The organism is Reinekea forsetii, assembly GCF_002795845.1.
Classification (GTDB): domain Bacteria; phylum Pseudomonadota; class Gammaproteobacteria; order Pseudomonadales; family Natronospirillaceae; genus Reinekea; species Reinekea forsetii.
Genome location: NZ_CP011797.1, coordinates 805,207 through 821,552 on the forward strand (window position 1 = coordinate 805,207; position 16,346 = coordinate 821,552).

Genomic DNA, 16,346 nt, shown 5'->3' on the forward strand with positions numbered 1-16,346 from the left:
TTTTTCAAGTAAATAGTAATATATGGCAGTTCCTTTAGATGCAGTCGACCAAATTAAGGCTCAATGGCAACAAGAGCGCCCCGAACTGTCGCTCCAGGCGATGGGGATCTTAGGCCGCTTACGGCGCTGTGCCGTGCTCTATGCACCGCTATCCGATAGCAGCTTTGGCAAGTTTGGCCTGACCGCTTGGGAATTCGATGTATTGGCCACCCTGCGCCGCGCCGGTGCACCCTATACCCTAACCCCAACTGAACTCTTTTCGACCCTGATGGTCACGTCGGGCACCATGACCCATCGTTTAAAGGGGCTAGAAACCCGGGCATTTATTGAACGGAGTGATAACCTCGACGATGCGCGCAATCGCCTGGTCACATTGAGCTTGCAGGGCTTGAGTACCATTGATGCGGCCATGACGGCGCATGTCGATACGATGGAAGGGATTATGTCGGGCTTGAATCTTGCCGACCAGGTACAGTTGAATCACTCCTTGACGCAACTGCTTGCGCTGCTGGAGACTCAGAGTGTGAATTCTAAGCCCGCGCTGGTGAGCAAGTCGTCAGCGAGCCCATACAAGTAAAGGCCGACCCGGCGGAAACCAGGCGTTGTCTCTCAGCGCCACAGTTGTGCTGCTTTCGATCGATCGAAGCAGCAGAGATATCGAAGCAGTCTTAAACCGCCGTGATTTGCTAGTGTTCAACGAGTTAGGCGCGCGTCTACGCGTCTAACTCCGTTTTAAATCGTTCCAACAGCTGCTATCCTCAGCTCGTAATCACTGTGTTAATATACCTAATGGACCTAACGAATAGGAATGCTATGAACACTCAAGAGAGTACGATGTTCGAACGTTTTTTTGCTATGGAAACAGCCGGTGGAATAATGCTGATCGTTTCAGCCATGCTGGCCATGTTATTCGCCAACACCCTCCTAGGTCCCTATTATCAATTGATACTGGCGACACCAGTGGAAGTTCGCTTCGGCATACTCGATATCGCTAAGCCTTTGCTGCTGTGGATTAATGATGGCCTGATGGCGATATTCTTTTTCCTCGTTGGTCTGGAACTCAAACGCGAAATGCTCGAAGGCGAACTGCGCGACCGGCGCAATATTATTTTACCGGGTGTGGGCGCTGTCGGTGGCATGTTGGTGCCAGCACTTGTCTATCTGTACTTTAACTACGGCGATCCAGTTGCTGAAAAAGGCTGGGCTATCCCCACTGCGACCGATATTGCCTTTGCCCTAGGTGTTTTGACCCTACTGGGTTCGCGGGTACCGGTCACCATCAAAATTTTCCTGACTTCGCTGGCGATCTTCGATGATATAGGCGCCATCATTATCATTGCGATTTTTTACACCTCAAAACTGTCGCTCACCGCGCTGATAATGTTCAGCTTGGGTATACCGATCTTGGCAATATTGAATCGTCGAGGTGTTATCGCCAGAGCGCCCTATCTTATTGTCGGCCTGATGATGTGGGTTGCTATGTTGAAATCCGGTGTTCATGCCACCTTATCCGGGATCGTTTTAGCGATGTTTATTCCTATTCGTTCAGCCAAGGATCCGGAGGTTTCGCCGTTGCGAAGTTTGGAACATGATCTGCACTCGCTGGTAGCCTTCTTTGTACTGCCGGTGTTCGCCTTTGCCAATGCCGGTATTGATTTACGCAGCATCAGTGCTGAACAGCTGTTTCATGGTGTGCCAGTGGGTATCGCCTTGGGTTTGTTTTTAGGTAAACAGATTGGCATCTTTGGGGCCTGTTTCTTGTTCATTAAACTGGGCGTGACCAGATTGCCAACGGGCATGAGTTGGCTGAGTCTATATGGTACCGCCGCACTCTGTGGTATCGGCTTTACTATGAGCCTGTTCGTCGGTTCCTTGGCGTTTGAGGTCAAGGGCGCCGATATGCTGTTCGATGACCGAGTCGGCATCATATTCGGGTCCTTGTTATCCGGTATTGTCGGTTATCTGATCTTGCGTCGCTCCCTGAAGACCAATATTGAGGCGGAATAGGGCTACAACCCAGTGCAATCGGACCTAAAAACACTGCTGGTCACCGGCGGTGCCGGCTTTATCGGCAGTGCCGTGGTGCGGGAGCTGCTCAGCAACAGCCCGCACCGGGTAGTCAACCTCGATTGCCTGACCTATGCCGGCAATCTCGCCTCGATCCCCACTGGGTTGCACGGCGAGCGTTACTGCTTTGAACGGGTCGATCTCAACGATGCCGCGGCGACGGCCGTGGTATCGATCTGCACGGCGTTGCAGTCATCTTATATTAGTATTATTTAATATACTCGAGTTGCAGCGGTCAAGGGCTCTCGCCAGGGAATAAGGATTAGTCAAAAAGGGTTATTTTTGACCAAAAAACTGCAAATAACTTTAAATTTCATCTAGAAAATATGGCGTGGAGATATGCATGGCTTCCGACCTGCAACCTAAAGATGCCATGTAATCCTCAACTAAAATTGATCCATCCGTGATTTTTGCAATTGCATTGTCAAGTTCAGCGATAAGATTCTCAGACAGAACCGATGCGTTGTTCTCATCACGACTATAGGTTATTGCCCCCTCTCGTACACCAAAATACGCCGTGCCGGATTGCCATTGGCCAAGCTGGAAACGAATTATCTCTTCCAGTGCCACCTTTTCATAAGCTTTTGTAATGGACGTCAGGACAACCCCCGGGAACTCCCCATTCTGATTTATATCAACTCCAAGGGTCATGACCTGTTCTTTCTGCGCCTGCGCCGCCAAATGTACGCCCGCTGAAGAGCCGCCGGCTACGGGGAAAAGCACTCGAGAGCCTAAGCCGATATGATATTCAGCCATTTGTTGTGCCCTTTCCGGATCATTCCAAGCGGCAGGCGTCTCGCCGACTGTTTCATAATAGACCGCAGTCGAGTCAGAAATATAATTGGCGCCCTGGCTAAAGCCACAGCCCACCGAGTGAGTCAATGGAACGTCCATTCCGCCGATGAAGCTCACGACACTGTAATTAGATTGATAGGCAGCAGCGACACCGGCAAGAAAACCAAGGTCCTGATCTCGAAACAAAATGGAACGTGTATTGCGTCCAGTCAATTCAGAATCGATAAGCGTGAATTTAACATTTGGAAACTCTAGGCGTGCAATATCGAACAATAAAGAATTCACATAGCCAGAGCCTATAACCAATGCATCAGAATTCAGGGAAAGTTCAATCCTTAAATTGACCAGTTTGTCAAATTCATCAGCGCCAGTCACCTCATGAACTTGAACTGCATTGAGTAGTTCTAAATTGGTCTTAAGTGAGGTTGAAAAAATATAATCTACCGAACCTATCGTTATGGGATCGTTTTCATAAACAAGTACAACATCAGGAAAATATTTTGGTGTGTCTTGCGTTAAAGAATCCCCAGCAGAAGGCTCGGGTTTTTCCGTTCCCGGAGCGCAACTTATCAAAAAAATGATAATTATAAATTTAAATAATATGATTTTCATATAAATCCTACTTATAGTATAAATTAATTCCCTGTTAAAAATAGACAATATTAAATAATTGATTTTTATGCAATATCTGATATGTTCATTTCGGTTGTTCGTAAGGGATTTTACGAACAACCATGGGTTTAAGAAATTAAAGTTATCAAGAAGCTAAAGGGATAGCCAAAGTGGATACCGGTTTGCAATGCTTAGGGATGATTCTGCAGTATTATAGAATACCGGCAAACTTACAAAATATTGCCCATGAATATACGGCTGTAAGTGGGCAAGTAACCAATTTGGATATTGTGCATGCCGCCAAAAAATTGGGACTGCGCGCAAAAGTTGTGACGGTGTCCGCAAATCGACTCACCAAGATGAATGTACCTGCTATATCCCGTAGTGAAGACGGCGCATATTTTATTATCGCCAGAGTTAGCGATGAAAAGATATTAGTGCAAAATCCAGCGCAGCAACCGGAAGCCGTATCGCGTGTGGAGTTTGAGCGAAACTGGCATGGCGTAACAATTCTACTGACACCCAGGGATGAAATAAAAGCCCTTGAAAAGAAATTCGATGTAACCTGGTTTATTCCTGTAGTGGTTAAATATCGCAAGATATTTAAGGAAATTCTGCTGGCGTCCCTCTTTATTCAATTTTTTGCTCTAATATCACCCTTTTTCTTCCAGGTCATAATAGATAAGGTTTTGGTACATCGAGGTTATAGCACACTGAATGTATTAGTCATGGCTCTGATAGTAATTGGTCTATTTGAAGTGGTTTTAAATGGTGTGCGTTCTTATGTTTTTGCCCACACAACCTCAAGGATTGATGTGGAATTGGGTTCCAAGCTTTATAGACACCTCTTGGGTTTGCCCATAGCCTATTTCGAGAGCAGACAGACAGGTCAGATTGTTGCACGAGTTCGGGAGTTGGAAAGTATTAGAGACTTTCTAACCAGTAATGCCATCACGGTCGCTCTGGATGCATTGTTTATTTTTGTATTCCTCTTTGCGCTATTCTATTTTAGCGCTCCGATGACCTGGATAGTGATCGGATTTTTACCTCTATTCTTCATTATCTCCTTTTTCATAACCCCCGTCCTGCGCGCCCGTGTCGAAGAGCAGTTCCAAAGAAGTGCACGCAATCAATCGTTGCTGGTCGAGTCGGTGACGGGTGCGGAAACCATCAAAGCGATGGCAACTGAACCGCAAATGCGGTTCAAATGGGAAATGAACCTATCTGAATATGTAAAAGCCAGCTTGAGAACCGTTCGGGTGGCCACCTGGGGGCGGGAGAGTATTTCACTGTGCAATAAATTAATGATGGCTATCTTGCTTTGGCAAGGTGCGAGTCTTGTGTTGTCCGGTGGCATGACCCTGGGCATGCTGATCGCCTTTAATATGATCGTTCGCCACGTAACGGGCCCTATTTTACGGTTATCACAGCTTTGGCAAGATTTTCAGCAATTTAGAATTTCTATAGATCGTTTAGGCGACGTACTGAATATCCCAACGGAACCCTCGGGTAGCATCTCGAATTCGGCTTTACCTGCCATTTTGGGTGACATTGAATTTGAAAGAGTTGTTTTCCGATACGACTCTAACGGGCCAGAGATTATCAAGGCCATTAGCCTAAAGATTGTTGCCGGACAAATTGTCGGTATCGTTGGTCGTTCAGGATCGGGCAAGAGTACTTTAACAAAGTTAATACAGAGACTCTATGTGCCGGAGTCGGGTCGAATAACCGTCGATGGCAACGATATAAGGTTGGTTGATACCGCCTGGTTGCGGAACCAAATAGGCGTTGTACTTCAGGAGAACTATCTATTCACCGGTACGGTGAAAGAAAACATCGCCATGGCGCATCCCACTGCCAATATGGACCAAATTATAGAGGTTGCGATGACGGCCGGTGCACATGAATTTATTCTGAAGCTAAGGGATGGCTATGACACCTTGCTCCATGAGCGAGGCACCAACCTTTCCGGCGGGCAACGGCAACGAATTGCCATCGCGCGTGCCCTTATTACCAGCCCAAAGATTTTGATCTTCGACGAAGCCACCAGTGCGTTAGATTACGAATCGGAGCGCATTATACAAAAAAACATGCAAGAGATAGCAAAAGGGCGAACGGTGATTGTAATAGCCCATAGATTATCGACGGTGCGGGCCGCCGACGTCATCATTACGGTGGATGACGGCGCCATAGTGGAGCAGGGCAACCATCATGAACTCATTGAGCAAGACGGCATATACCACCATCTGTACCGCCAGCAGGTAAAAGACTCATGATTATAAGAGCAATGAGAGTATGGCGATCTGCCAAGTTGGCTGAAAAAAACAAAACTCCGCTAGATTTAAATAGTCAAGAATTGACCTTTTTGCCGGCGGCACTTGAGGTATTGGAAACCCCAATCTCGGGCGGAATTCGCCTTATCCCCGCGCTCATCATGATGTCCTTTGCCATGGCCATACTCTTTACGGTGGTGACCCAGATAGATGTTGTCGCAACTGCCAGTGGCACCCTGCTACCCAGTACCAAGGTCAAGCCGATACAGCCCAAATTGGGTGGCTATCTATCTGCTGTATACGTCTCAGAGGGCAACTTAGTAAATGCAGGGGATCTATTGGTCAGCTTGGACACGGTAGAAATAGTAGAAGAGATGTCTGAGCGCAGTATCAATATCGAATCGGCCCAATTGGATCTGAAAATACTGTTGGATTTTAACAAGTACCTGGCATCGGGCCAACCCATAGCGTTAGAGGATGCGAATGGGGTGGCAAAGGTTTCCCCGAAGTTATTGGCAACCTACCAGACGATCTACCTAGACACCCTCTGGACCTATAATCACGATAGCTCCGTAAAGCTACGGGAAATTGAACTGCTTCGACTGGACATTGAACAGCTGGAGGTATCGCTGACCTCTATGGCCGCGAATAGGCCTCTAGAGTCGTTAAAATATGAAAATGCTCAGAGTCTGTATGCCATGAAGTCCTTAAGTTTTGAAAAGTGGCTGTCGGCTGACAAGGCATTCCGGACATTCAATGAGTCCATTCGAAACCAAGAGTCGCAGTTAAAAAATAAGCAGATACAGCTTAAAAATAAGGAGTCCGATTATCAAGATATACCGCACGCCATCCGGGTTGAAAATAACACCAAAATTGCGAGCTTAGAAGCCGACTTGACGAAACTTGAGTTTGCAATGCGAGAAGCACAGCGCAAATTGGACGATTCGGACATCCGAGCGCCCGAAAATGGCACGGTACAGAATATTAGTTTAGTCGTGCCGGGCCAATCGGTCTCGGCTGGCAGCAGCGTGATGGATCTGGTGCCCAGTATGGACTATCTGGTGGCAGAGATTGATGTAAATAATAAAGACATTGGTTTTGTTGAAATAGGCCAGGAGGTTATCGTTAAATTCGACGCTCTGCCCTATACAAAGTATGGCCACCTGGCCGGCACTATTGTCAATCTGGCTCGCGACTCGGTTGAGGGCAGTGACGGTAGTAAACGTTATAAAGCGTTGGTTAAATTGCCAACGCAGGTAATGACCACAATAGAGCGTGACGTTGAGCTAATACCGGGTATGACGGTAAGTGCCGAGATTAAGCTGTCGCGCCGGCGAGTTATAGAATACTTCCTATCCACATTTAAACGCTATAAGTCCGAATCCATCAGAGAACAGTAGGAGAATACCATGACCGATATCGATAAAATGACCCGGCGCATTAATGATTTAGAACAGCAAGTTGAGAACCTGGCTAATATTACCACTCAATATATGAGTGAAGTCCAACATGCGCAAAAACGGTACCTAGAAGATATAGTGGCGGAGTTCGAGGGCCGAGTCCGACGCCTTGTAGTCGAGGAACTTAAGGTGCACAACGATGCATAAGATGACGAACGATAACATTCACTCAGAGGCGGTGAGAAGGCTCCGTATTGGTGGCCTGATCCATCAGGGCAAGACGGCCGAGCAGAGCGAGATCGTCCGTTTAATTGAGGCGCGCTGCGCGGCAAGCAATATCAACTTGGGGCACGATATAGTCTATAACGATCACCCACACGAGCTTGTGTATCATGAAGTATTCGGGCAGTTAGGCGCCATATACTTGCGCGTGGCCGACGCCAAGCGCTCCCTTCGATACCTCACCGCGGCATTGGCCGGAAACTATCGGAGTCTGCCGATTAGCCAGTGGGTGGAAGGTTTGGGTGTAGACGGCGACAAATATATGTCCTGGCCCATCTTCAAAACAGTAGCGCGCGTTATCCTATTGCCCGGGTCGAATTTGTACAAAAAACACACCAATAAAAAGCTCATTATGGAAGCCCTGGATACCGGCGCATATATAAAACCCCACCCCCTATTGAACCCGGTGCATTTTGATGAACTCCGAGAGGAGTTTGGCAATAGAGTGCTCAACCCCAAAGAAAGTGGCTTTGCGCATGTCAAGAATGCCGATGTGGTCTATACCACTGGCGATTCCGAGTTGGGCTTGTATGCCCTATTGCTGGGTAAAAAGGTAAAGACCATTGCCAACAACAACTTTCAAGGCGGGTTCGGTCCGTTGTTCTCCCAAGTGATAAATGCACCCGACCCAACACAGGCGTTGACACGAATACTAAGCGATCCCATATCCGGTATATTTTTTCCAACCGAATCGCTCAAAGAAGATATTGATAGATTCTTTGATCGGTTTATCGCCTCCGATGCGGAAATCAATTAGGAGTTAGTTATGTATTTAGCAAAGTTATCTTTCGCTGCGCTGTGCAGCATTGCCTGTGCCTTTAGTTTTGGTTCTGACAACAGCCATGTCTGCGTAAGTTCAGATGGTTCCTTTATTACCTTTGGGCACAGTCCGGCAGAAGTTCCAATGCGAATGTATGTTTCTGAGAGCTGCATTTATGGCGATATAACCGATCACCATGTGCGATTGTACATTAAATTGAGAAATCCGAGTGACGACAGTGTTCTCTTTAACGGTCATCTATCTTTTGTTTACTATCAGGAATTGGAGTCATGGGCTCGAATCAAGACTCGAGCTGACGAAATTATGAACAGTGGCATTTGGGAGGAAACAAGTGGCAGGTATGCAAAATATAAAATTGAGGCTGATAATCCCAATAAAATTGCTTATATCTCATCGAGTTCCGACGGGGTTTCGTTGTTCGAATGCTCGCTGTATACCTGTGAATTCGAGGCCAAAGTCGACGGGAGTTCTATGTTCTATACATCTTATGGCCGCTATGCGCGTGGCTTTGATCCCGCAGTTGCCGAAGACGTAATCAAGGACTTTATAGCGCAGCTGTTTAAAATCTAATGGTTCATATAGAAATATATTTTGGCCATGGCCTATGTTTTGTGCGGCAGTAGACAAGCCAGTCGTTCGCAGTGACTTAGCCAAGCAGAAGTCAATTACCGCAAGAAGATATTAATAGCTCTACAACCTAAGCTGGAGGTATGTAGTATGAATGTAAAACTCATCTCTATGTTACTAGCCAGTGCCCTGGTGAGTGCTGTTAGTTTCGGCTTTAAAAAAAGTGAGGAGTGCGTAAGTTCAGGCGGCACCTCCATTTTATTTCAGAATAAGCCCTCAACCGTGCAGGTGCCGATGTATATTACGGATCAGTGCTTTTATGGTAAGCCAAATGAGCACCATATTACCTTGGGTATGGAACTAAAAAACCCAAATAATGAGGATGTTCTCTTTGATGGGTATGCTGTGTTTAGCTACTATTTTGATAGTTTAAATCGTATAACTCGCAATGTAGACAACATCCTTGAAAAGGGTATTTTGGAGAAAAGAAGTGGTAGATTTGACCTATATAAACTAGTTGGGCAGGGTGTGCGGAATACCGCCTATGTTTCTGTAAATAATAAATATAATTCTGTTTTCGTCTGCATCGATACATTTTGTGATTTTAATTCGTTTGTAGATGGAGCATCGATACTCTATACATTTCGCGGCCGATTCCCGGACGGATTTGATCCGGCGGTTGCCGAAGATGCGATTAAAGATTTCGTGCGGCAAGTTTTTAATCTGTAGCGATATAAAGGTAGTAGCTCATTAGCTTTTTGCTAGCTGCGGAGGCAGTAAATGATGTTTGAAACTCAAGCCGTCTATTTAACTTTAAACTAGATTAGAAGGGGAGTGATATGACTCTAAAATTATTAGGCATGCTGGTGCTATCTATGCTGTTTAGTAGCCTCAGTGCTGCTTATAAAAACACTCATGAATGCATAAGTTCAGATGGATCCTCCATTTTATTTCAAAATAAGCCTTCAAAGGTCCCGCTACGAATGTATGTTTCTGAAGAATGCATTGATGGAAAAATTAGTGACCATGCTGTTACATTATATGTCAAGCTGCGTAATCTCAGTGATGATGGCCTTCTATTTAAAGGTACCGTGACGTTCATGTACAACGACAGCTATAGTCCTCATGTAGGTCGATTTATTGACGAAATACTAAATGATGGAGTATTGATAGGTCGTGGTGATGGCCATAATCAATACCGAATTGAACAAAACGGACGTCAATATATTGCTTTAATCCCATTACATTCTGAGGAAGTGTCCTATTTTCAATGTGCTGGAAGCTTTTGTAGCTATAAAGCCATTGTCGGCGAAGTTCCGATGTTTTATAGATTTCTTGGCCGTTATGATGAGAGTTTTGATCCGGTTGTAGCAGAGCAGGTTATGAAGGATTTTGTTCGGCAGGTTTTTAATCTGTAACGCATTAGAGGTTATAGCTAATTTCCTGCGTCTTAGCCGCGGAGGCAGTATTTTATATTTGAACCTTAGGCCGACTATATAACTTAGATTAGAAGGGGGATGATATGACTATAAAAATACTATTCATGCTGGTGCTATCTATTCTGTTTAGTGGCCTCAGTGCTGCTTATGAAAACACTCATGAATGTGTCAGTTCTGATGGGTCGTCTATTTTGTTTGAGAATAGGCCTTCAAAGGTCCCGCTACGAATGTATGTTTCTGAAGAATGCCTTGCTGGAAAAATTAGTGACCATGCTGTCATATTATATGTCAAGCTACATAACCCTGACGATGATGGCCTTCTATTTAAAGGTACCGTGTCGTTTATGTATAGAGATAGCTTTAGTCGCTACGTAAACCGATTAATAAATAAAATCCTAAACTATGGGCTGTTGGTAGGGCGTAGTGGTGGCCATGATCTATACCGAATTGAACGTAACGATCGATCATATATAGCATATATTCCAGTGGAGTCTGAGGATCTATCCTTATTTGAATGTTTGGAAAGCTTTTGTGACTTTAATGCTATCGTTCCTGAAATTCCAATTTTCTATAACTTTCTTGGACAATATTCGGAAGGTTTCGATCCTTTGGTTGCAGGGCAGGTTATGAAGGATTTTGTTCGGCAAGTTTTTAATCTTTAACGCTTTAACGCTTATAGCTACTTTCCTGCGTCTTAGCCGCGGAGGTAGTATTTGATATTTGAACCTTTGGCCGACTATTTAACTTAGATTAGAAGGGGAATGATATGACTCTAAAAATATTAGGCATGCTGGTGTTATCTATGCTGTTTAGTAGCCTCAGTGCTGCTTATGAAAACACTCATGAATGCATAAGTTCAGATCGATCCTCCATTTTATTTCAGAATAAGCCTTCAAAGGTCCCGCTACGAATGTATGTTTTTGAAAAATGCATTTCTGGGAAAATTAGTGACCATGCTGTTTCTTTATATGTCAAGCTACGTAATCCCAGCGACGATGGCCTTCTATTTAAAGGTACCGTGACGTTCATGTACAACGACAGCTATAGTCCTCATGTAGGGCGATTTATTGACGAAATACTAAATGATGGAGTATTGATAGGCCGTGGTGATGGCCATAATGAATACCGAATTGAACGAAACGGTAGTGCAAATATAGCTTATATTCCATTGGATTCTCAGGATGTTTCTTACTTTGAATGTATCGGAAGCTTTTGTGATTTTTTTACTATCGTCGAAGAAATTCCGATTTTTTGTAGATTTCTGGGTTCTTATTCGGAAGGTTTTGATCCGATTGTAGCAGAGCAGGTTATGAAGGGTTTTGTTCGGCATGTTTTTAATCTGTAACGCATTGGAGGTTATAGCTAATTTTCTGCGTCTTAGCTGCAGAGGCAGTATTTAATATTTGAAACTTAGGCTGTCTATTTAACTGTAACTTAGATTAGAGGGGGCATAATATGGCTCTAAAAATACTAGGTATGCTGGTGCTATCCATGCTGTTTAGTAGCCTCAGTGCTGCTTATGAAAACACTCATGAATGTGTGAGTTCTGATGGCTCGTCTATTTTGTTTGAGAATAGACCATCAGATGTCCCGGTGCGGATGTATATTGCTGATAAATGCTTCTATGGTAAGCAAACGGAACACCATATTACCTTGAATGTTGAACTCAAAAATCCTAACGATGAGGGCCTTCTGTTCGATGGGTATGCTGTGTTTGGGTATTATTTTGATAGTAGAAACGATATAACTCAAAGTGTAGATCGAATTCTTAAAGAAGGGATTTTGGAGGAAAGTGGTAATCGGTATGCTCAATACAAAATTGTCGGACCGGGCAAGCTTAATAAAGCTTACATTTCGGTAGATGGGAAATACAATGCTGTGTTCGAATGTATCGGCACTTTTTGTGATTTTAGTTCGTTTGTGGGAAAAGACTCGATAATTTATTTCTTTCGCGGCCGATTCCCGGAGGGCTTTGATCCGGCGGTCGCCGAAGATGTGATTAAAGATTTTGTAAGGCAGGTCTTTAACATGTAATGACTTATAACAGAATAGGTAGGGTGATATTTAGTATTAGTGGCTATAGATTACAAAGTCGTTCGCAGTTGGCTAACTAAGGTGGTGGGTAAAATGGCATAAAATACTATTAAATTTAAGGAAAGTGTATGAGTAATTCAGATAATTTAAATAGGATGCTGGCAGAAGCCGTGGCAGCAGAGATACGTAAAGATGCTTTTTGGTTGGAGTATAACCTAAAGATAGATACCCTTATAAAATCTGGTAGAAGTGGCCTTCAAGATGGCTCAAAAGTATTGGCAGCAGCCTATACCGGTGGTGGTAGCGTGGTCGTAGCCGAAATTGTTGCGCAAGGAATTGATGCATTTATGGAAGAAATGTTGGACGTCCATTTATCACCAGACTTCTATTCTACCGGCTACACAACCGACCAAATCGACAGGATCCACGCCGCTATCGACGCGATCTACGCCATTGCCGATGCCGAAGCTGCCAAAATATACCCGCCCGAAGAGGCCGCCCGAATAGAGGCCTGGGTAGGAGAAAACAGTACCAGAAGCTCAATCGAAATCAATGCGCTGGATTTGGCAGGGATTGTCATCGAAGCAAGTGAAAATGCTTTAGACGCACGGTATAAACATGAAGATAAGGTTGGGCAGGTTAGTGAGTACAGGGCAATGCATCCTGACCGACTGGAGACGCCTTACTATCTTGGCTTGGAGGCGGAGGAGGCTCGTTTGGAAGCCTTGTCGATTGAATACGCGGTTCTGGCCAACGAGATCGACAGCAACATGAGTTATTTTTTGAATCATCTGCCTGAGGTTTATCTCAACGCGGATGGTGAGCTCAATCTCGATCTGCTGTCGCGGCAAGAGTTAACTGATCTGGACACGTCTCTAAAGAGCCTGACTGCAGATATAAAGGCGCTCATACCGCAGTGGCAAGGTGGCGATGACCCGAGGTACGAGTGGACAACCGACTACTTTGAAGCCGACGCGCCCTACACCACCACCTGGATAACCAACCCAACCACCGTATCCCGCTCCACCGCCGCAGTGGAATGGACCACCGAATACCTCGAGTCCGAGGCACCCCGTCCGACCTCCAAAACCACCACCTGGACCACGACCCAAACCGACTCGGTGCCGGTCTTGGCGGAAGAAACCACGTCTCACACGTCCCGCTGGACCACCAGTCAAACGACCGCCATGCCGCCGGTATTGGTATCTCGGTCGACGGCCAAAGTAGTGGCAAAGTCCACAGCGGCCAGCCATACCACCAGCCAAGGCACCAGCAAAACCACCAGCTGGACCACCACCTACAGCACGGCGCTGGCACCCCAAGTCGTGTCAAGGTCCACGGCGAAAACCACGTCAGTTTCCACTGCAACCAGCCGCTCAACCAGCCGGACCGAGAGCCAATCCACATCCTGGTTGACTAACTTGGCTGGCTACACCACTTACTTTGGTACCGGCTTTGCCACGGCAGGCACAACCGGTTCGTCTTGGTCGACGAATCGATCGACATCCTGGTCTGCCTCTAAGTCAACATCCTTTAGTACCAGAAAGACGACCAGACGCTCCACTGGCGGCAGAGGCTACGGTTGGACCACCAGTTTTAGTACCTCAAAATCCACCAGCCGATCGACGTCTTTCACGACCAGTCGTGCCACCTCGAGTGTGACCGGGACCTCCTGGTCAACCAATAAATCGACCAGTCGCGGCACCAGTAAAACCACCACCCCGTCCGCCTCGACCAACAGGGTCACCAGCTGGTCCGTTGGGTATACCACAAACTTTACCAAATCCACCGATCGGAGCACGGCCGGTACCACCAGCTGGACGACCCGGCCGATGCGCTCAACCAGCAATACCACGGGCAAACCGACCAGTTGGTTGGCCAGCTTTACCACCCGCTACCAGCGCAGTACCGACTATGCCACCACCGGATCGACTAGTTGGATGAGCGCCTCGGCCGACCGCACAACGAGCTGGGAGGCTAGTGCCACGGTGAGTCAGACGACCGCCTGGATGACCACGCGCAGTTCCTCCTTTGATAGATCCACCTCCCAAACGACGAGCTACATAACCTATGGTTCGCACACCACGTCGCATTCAACGGCGAACTACTGGGATACCAGTTGGATAGAAGGCGACACGGTCGGGCGCATCACCTATCCAATCCATGCAACTTCGCGCAGCACCGACGGTATCAATCCGCCATCCGGTGCCGAGACAACACCGGTCGAGCGCGGTGCGCTGCAAATGGCTAACCAAACCAGGGCACAGGCGACCTCGTGGACAACGTCCGCGGTGTCCGCTGAGTTTGCCGGAGGGGCCAACCGTCCAGTCGATAAGCTTATGAGTTCGCGCGCCAACAGCGTCTCGTCTTGGATCACGAGTCGCACAACGGTATCGACCACCAGCCGTTCGACACGCAAGGGTTGGTTTAGGCGCAAGACCACCCGCTGGTCCACCAGTGCCATAACGAGTTGGATGACAAGCGATGGCGCAGGAGCCCGAACGGGAGCAGTTGCGGAGAGCAGCGGGGACGCCTTGGTGCGCTCAGCGCAAGCGTTCGACCGATCGATGGCCTCCACCGCACTGGTGCAAAGCACGGCATTCGCCGATCGTTGGGATCTTTATGGCGTTGAAGTCAATGCAGACGGCGCCCAGCTTGAACGGGCAGAATCGTTAGGCAGTAGCAACCCATCATCGGAGTTGAACCCGATCGGCGGTTCGTCGTATGGCCATCTCGATAGCCTGGGTGTGAACCAATCCTTTGACCAATGGGTCTTGCCCAATGAGACAAACGCCGAGGAACCGGATGTTGGCGGTCCGGAAATGGCGATGCTCACGATAGAGGCTGTAATGGATGCAGACGCTGAGGCTGATTTAACACAGGTGCCACGGCGAGATCCGGATCTGTATTTAGGTTACGACACATAACCTGGTTGAGACCATACCCTGTGCCCCACGAGCATCGTTTTTAGTTTTTAGCGGTATAGGAAAACTATTAGGGTCATGTTTTATTTGCCTCAGGCAATACTATTTACAATGATTAGGGAGGGTTTAAAAATGAATAGTTTAGCATTTAGAACGATATTCTGCTTTGTGTTGTTAGTGGCATCTAATGTCTATGCCTACATATTTTCAACAGAGTATGGATCCGACTATAAGTCAAACTCGATTGAATTTCTTAAAGGGGGTTCAGAGTATTATGTTAAATTTAATTTTTTACTTAGTGAGAGGCAATATATATCTGAACTATTTAGATTGAGTGATGGGCGCCTGTTACTTAAAGATAAAGTTCCAATTGATCTTGTGTCTTCATCTGTAGTTGATGTGTTTATATCTGAGCATAATATTGAGGTGGTTAAATATCTCGAGAGTCATTATGAAACCGGTAAGGGAAAGGTCGTTGTGTACGAGGGAGGAAAAATATACTTCAGGGTTAGGGGGCATTGCGAGCTATTTGACAAAGCATATCTTCAATTAACTGATTCAGATGGGGATTTATTGGATCCGGTGGAAATTGTCCTGGATCGAGAATTTGACTATGAGTTAGAGGGGGGATGTTTTGAGTCAGGTGATTCAAGATTATTTAATGTAAATGGGGTTTCTCTCTCGATAAGGCAATTTTGGGACGTTGGCGATGGATATTTATATGCGGCTGTTTCTGAATATCCAATTCTCTTAAAGCTAAAAATTACAGGGAACAATATTGAACCTGTTTTTCCTGAAAAGCAGGATAGCTCGACATTAATTTCAATAAAAGGAGAGTTTTGATATGGTTGCTACAGTTATCGCTGAATTACTATTCGATTCAACATCTTATATGGAGGACAGTTCGGTCGGTACATCGGCCGCACAGACCTACAAAATATCGTGGGCTGGGGGTGATAGCGGACTTTCTTTTGGTCAATTGCAATTGGATGTGAGAAAGAACCAGATGGCTAAGGACACTCTGAGGGATGTTCTTACAAATCACAGCAGTTACTCAACTGCAGAGATCAATACGATAATAGCATTAGGTAGTGACTCCTATGAGACCCAAGCGGAATTTGACTCAGCATTTAGCAGTTACATCGTAAGTATAGAGAACGCCCTCGGGTCGG

16 protein-coding genes are annotated in these 16,346 nt (G+C 46.2%); 15 read left to right on the forward strand and 1 reads right to left on the reverse strand.

What is annotated here, in order from left to right:
- Positions 1-22: 22 nt before the first annotated feature.
- The 3 genes from REIFOR_RS03800 (at position 23) to REIFOR_RS03810 (ending at position 2,283) form a co-directional block, all read left to right on the forward strand.
- Complete coding sequence (locus tag REIFOR_RS03800) at positions 23-577, forward strand: MarR family winged helix-turn-helix transcriptional regulator (RefSeq protein WP_100256300.1); 555 nt, start codon at positions 23-25, stop codon at positions 575-577.
- 236 nt (positions 578-813) lie between these two features.
- Positions 814-2,007, forward strand: a complete 1,194-nt coding sequence (gene nhaA, locus REIFOR_RS03805) for a Na+/H+ antiporter NhaA (RefSeq protein ID WP_100256301.1) — start codon at positions 814-816, stop codon at positions 2,005-2,007.
- A gap of 12 nt (positions 2,008-2,019) precedes the next feature.
- The gene (locus tag REIFOR_RS03810; protein WP_193437322.1) at positions 2,020-2,283 is read left to right on the forward strand and encodes an NAD-dependent epimerase/dehydratase family protein; all 264 of its coding nucleotides are present in this window, start codon (positions 2,020-2,022) and stop codon (positions 2,281-2,283) included.
- 90 nt (positions 2,284-2,373) lie between these two features.
- Here REIFOR_RS03810 and REIFOR_RS03815 read toward each other — a convergent pair whose 3' ends face one another.
- On the reverse strand, positions 2,374-3,474 hold the full coding sequence (locus tag REIFOR_RS03815) for a BMP family lipoprotein (RefSeq protein WP_100256302.1): 1,101 nt from the start codon (positions 3,472-3,474) through the stop codon (positions 2,374-2,376).
- Positions 3,475-3,644: 170 nt separating this feature from the next.
- Between REIFOR_RS03815 and REIFOR_RS03820 the strand changes: the two genes are divergently transcribed.
- The 12 genes from REIFOR_RS03820 to REIFOR_RS03875 all read left to right on the forward strand — a co-directional run bounded on the left by REIFOR_RS03820 (position 3,645) and on the right by REIFOR_RS03875 (position 16,017).
- Complete coding sequence (locus tag REIFOR_RS03820) at positions 3,645-5,750, forward strand: type I secretion system permease/ATPase (RefSeq protein ID WP_227003753.1); 2,106 nt, start codon at positions 3,645-3,647, stop codon at positions 5,748-5,750.
- Positions 5,747-7,147 carry an HlyD family type I secretion periplasmic adaptor subunit gene (locus REIFOR_RS03825; RefSeq protein WP_100256304.1) on the forward strand — a complete coding sequence of 467 codons (1,401 nt, stop codon included), beginning with the start codon at positions 5,747-5,749 and terminating at the stop codon, positions 7,145-7,147. The genes REIFOR_RS03820 and REIFOR_RS03825 overlap by 4 nt, the downstream gene beginning before the upstream one ends.
- Positions 7,148-7,156: 9 nt before the next feature.
- Positions 7,157-7,354, forward strand: a complete 198-nt coding sequence (locus tag REIFOR_RS03830) for a hypothetical protein (protein ID WP_100256305.1) — start codon at positions 7,157-7,159, stop codon at positions 7,352-7,354.
- 1 nt (position 7,355) lies between these two features.
- Complete coding sequence (locus REIFOR_RS03835) at positions 7,356-8,186, forward strand: hypothetical protein (RefSeq protein WP_145980224.1); 831 nt, start codon at positions 7,356-7,358, stop codon at positions 8,184-8,186.
- A gap of 9 nt (positions 8,187-8,195) precedes the next feature.
- On the forward strand, positions 8,196-8,780 hold the full coding sequence (locus REIFOR_RS03840; RefSeq protein WP_100256307.1) for a hypothetical protein: 585 nt from the start codon (positions 8,196-8,198) through the stop codon (positions 8,778-8,780).
- A 147-nt stretch (positions 8,781-8,927) separates the two neighbouring features.
- Positions 8,928-9,506 (forward strand): hypothetical protein, encoded by a 579-nt coding sequence (locus REIFOR_RS03845; RefSeq protein ID WP_100256308.1) that lies wholly within the window; start codon positions 8,928-8,930, stop codon positions 9,504-9,506.
- Between the two features lie 110 nt (positions 9,507-9,616).
- Positions 9,617-10,195 (forward strand): hypothetical protein, encoded by a 579-nt coding sequence (locus REIFOR_RS03850; RefSeq protein WP_145980225.1) that lies wholly within the window; start codon positions 9,617-9,619, stop codon positions 10,193-10,195.
- Positions 10,196-10,299: 104 nt separating this feature from the next.
- A complete protein-coding gene (locus tag REIFOR_RS03855; protein ID WP_100256310.1) occupies positions 10,300-10,878 on the forward strand; it encodes a hypothetical protein in 579 nt (192 codons plus the stop codon).
- Between the two features lie 104 nt (positions 10,879-10,982).
- On the forward strand, positions 10,983-11,561 hold the full coding sequence (locus REIFOR_RS03860) for a hypothetical protein (protein WP_145980226.1): 579 nt from the start codon (positions 10,983-10,985) through the stop codon (positions 11,559-11,561).
- Between the two features lie 110 nt (positions 11,562-11,671).
- Entirely contained in the window at positions 11,672-12,250 is a 579-nt protein-coding gene (locus tag REIFOR_RS03865) for a hypothetical protein (protein ID WP_100256312.1), read from the forward strand.
- A 128-nt stretch (positions 12,251-12,378) separates the two neighbouring features.
- Positions 12,379-15,177 (forward strand): serine-rich family protein, encoded by a 2,799-nt coding sequence (locus REIFOR_RS03870; RefSeq protein ID WP_145980227.1) that lies wholly within the window; start codon positions 12,379-12,381, stop codon positions 15,175-15,177.
- Positions 15,178-15,252: 75 nt separating this feature from the next.
- Positions 15,253-16,017, forward strand: a complete 765-nt coding sequence (locus REIFOR_RS03875; protein WP_100256314.1) for a hypothetical protein — start codon at positions 15,253-15,255, stop codon at positions 16,015-16,017.
- Positions 16,018-16,346 lie beyond the last annotated feature (329 nt).

Bases quoted from the DNA above. Each gene is read 5' to 3' on its own strand.
- REIFOR_RS03815 (WP_100256302.1), bottom strand. From the start codon at position 3,474: ATGAAAATCATATTATTTAAATTTATAATTATCATTTTTTTGATAAGT.
- REIFOR_RS03830 (WP_100256305.1), top strand. From the start codon at position 7,157: ATGACCGATATCGATAAAATGACCCGGCGCATTAATGATTTAGAACAG.
- REIFOR_RS03825 (WP_100256304.1), top strand. From the start codon at position 5,747: ATGATTATAAGAGCAATGAGAGTATGGCGATCTGCCAAGTTGGCTGAA.
- REIFOR_RS03850 (WP_145980225.1), top strand. From the start codon at position 9,617: ATGACTCTAAAATTATTAGGCATGCTGGTGCTATCTATGCTGTTTAGT.
- nhaA (WP_100256301.1), top strand. From the start codon at position 814: ATGAACACTCAAGAGAGTACGATGTTCGAACGTTTTTTTGCTATGGAA.
- REIFOR_RS03860 (WP_145980226.1), top strand. From the start codon at position 10,983: ATGACTCTAAAAATATTAGGCATGCTGGTGTTATCTATGCTGTTTAGT.
- REIFOR_RS03855 (WP_100256310.1), top strand. From the start codon at position 10,300: ATGACTATAAAAATACTATTCATGCTGGTGCTATCTATTCTGTTTAGT.
- REIFOR_RS03835 (WP_145980224.1), top strand. From the start codon at position 7,356: ATGACGAACGATAACATTCACTCAGAGGCGGTGAGAAGGCTCCGTATT.
- REIFOR_RS03800 (WP_100256300.1), top strand. From the start codon at position 23: ATGGCAGTTCCTTTAGATGCAGTCGACCAAATTAAGGCTCAATGGCAA.
- REIFOR_RS03845 (WP_100256308.1), top strand. From the start codon at position 8,928: ATGAATGTAAAACTCATCTCTATGTTACTAGCCAGTGCCCTGGTGAGT.
- REIFOR_RS03875 (WP_100256314.1), top strand. From the start codon at position 15,253: ATGTTTTATTTGCCTCAGGCAATACTATTTACAATGATTAGGGAGGGT.
- REIFOR_RS03870 (WP_145980227.1), top strand. From the start codon at position 12,379: ATGAGTAATTCAGATAATTTAAATAGGATGCTGGCAGAAGCCGTGGCA.
- REIFOR_RS03865 (WP_100256312.1), top strand. From the start codon at position 11,672: ATGGCTCTAAAAATACTAGGTATGCTGGTGCTATCCATGCTGTTTAGT.
- REIFOR_RS03840 (WP_100256307.1), top strand. From the start codon at position 8,196: ATGTATTTAGCAAAGTTATCTTTCGCTGCGCTGTGCAGCATTGCCTGT.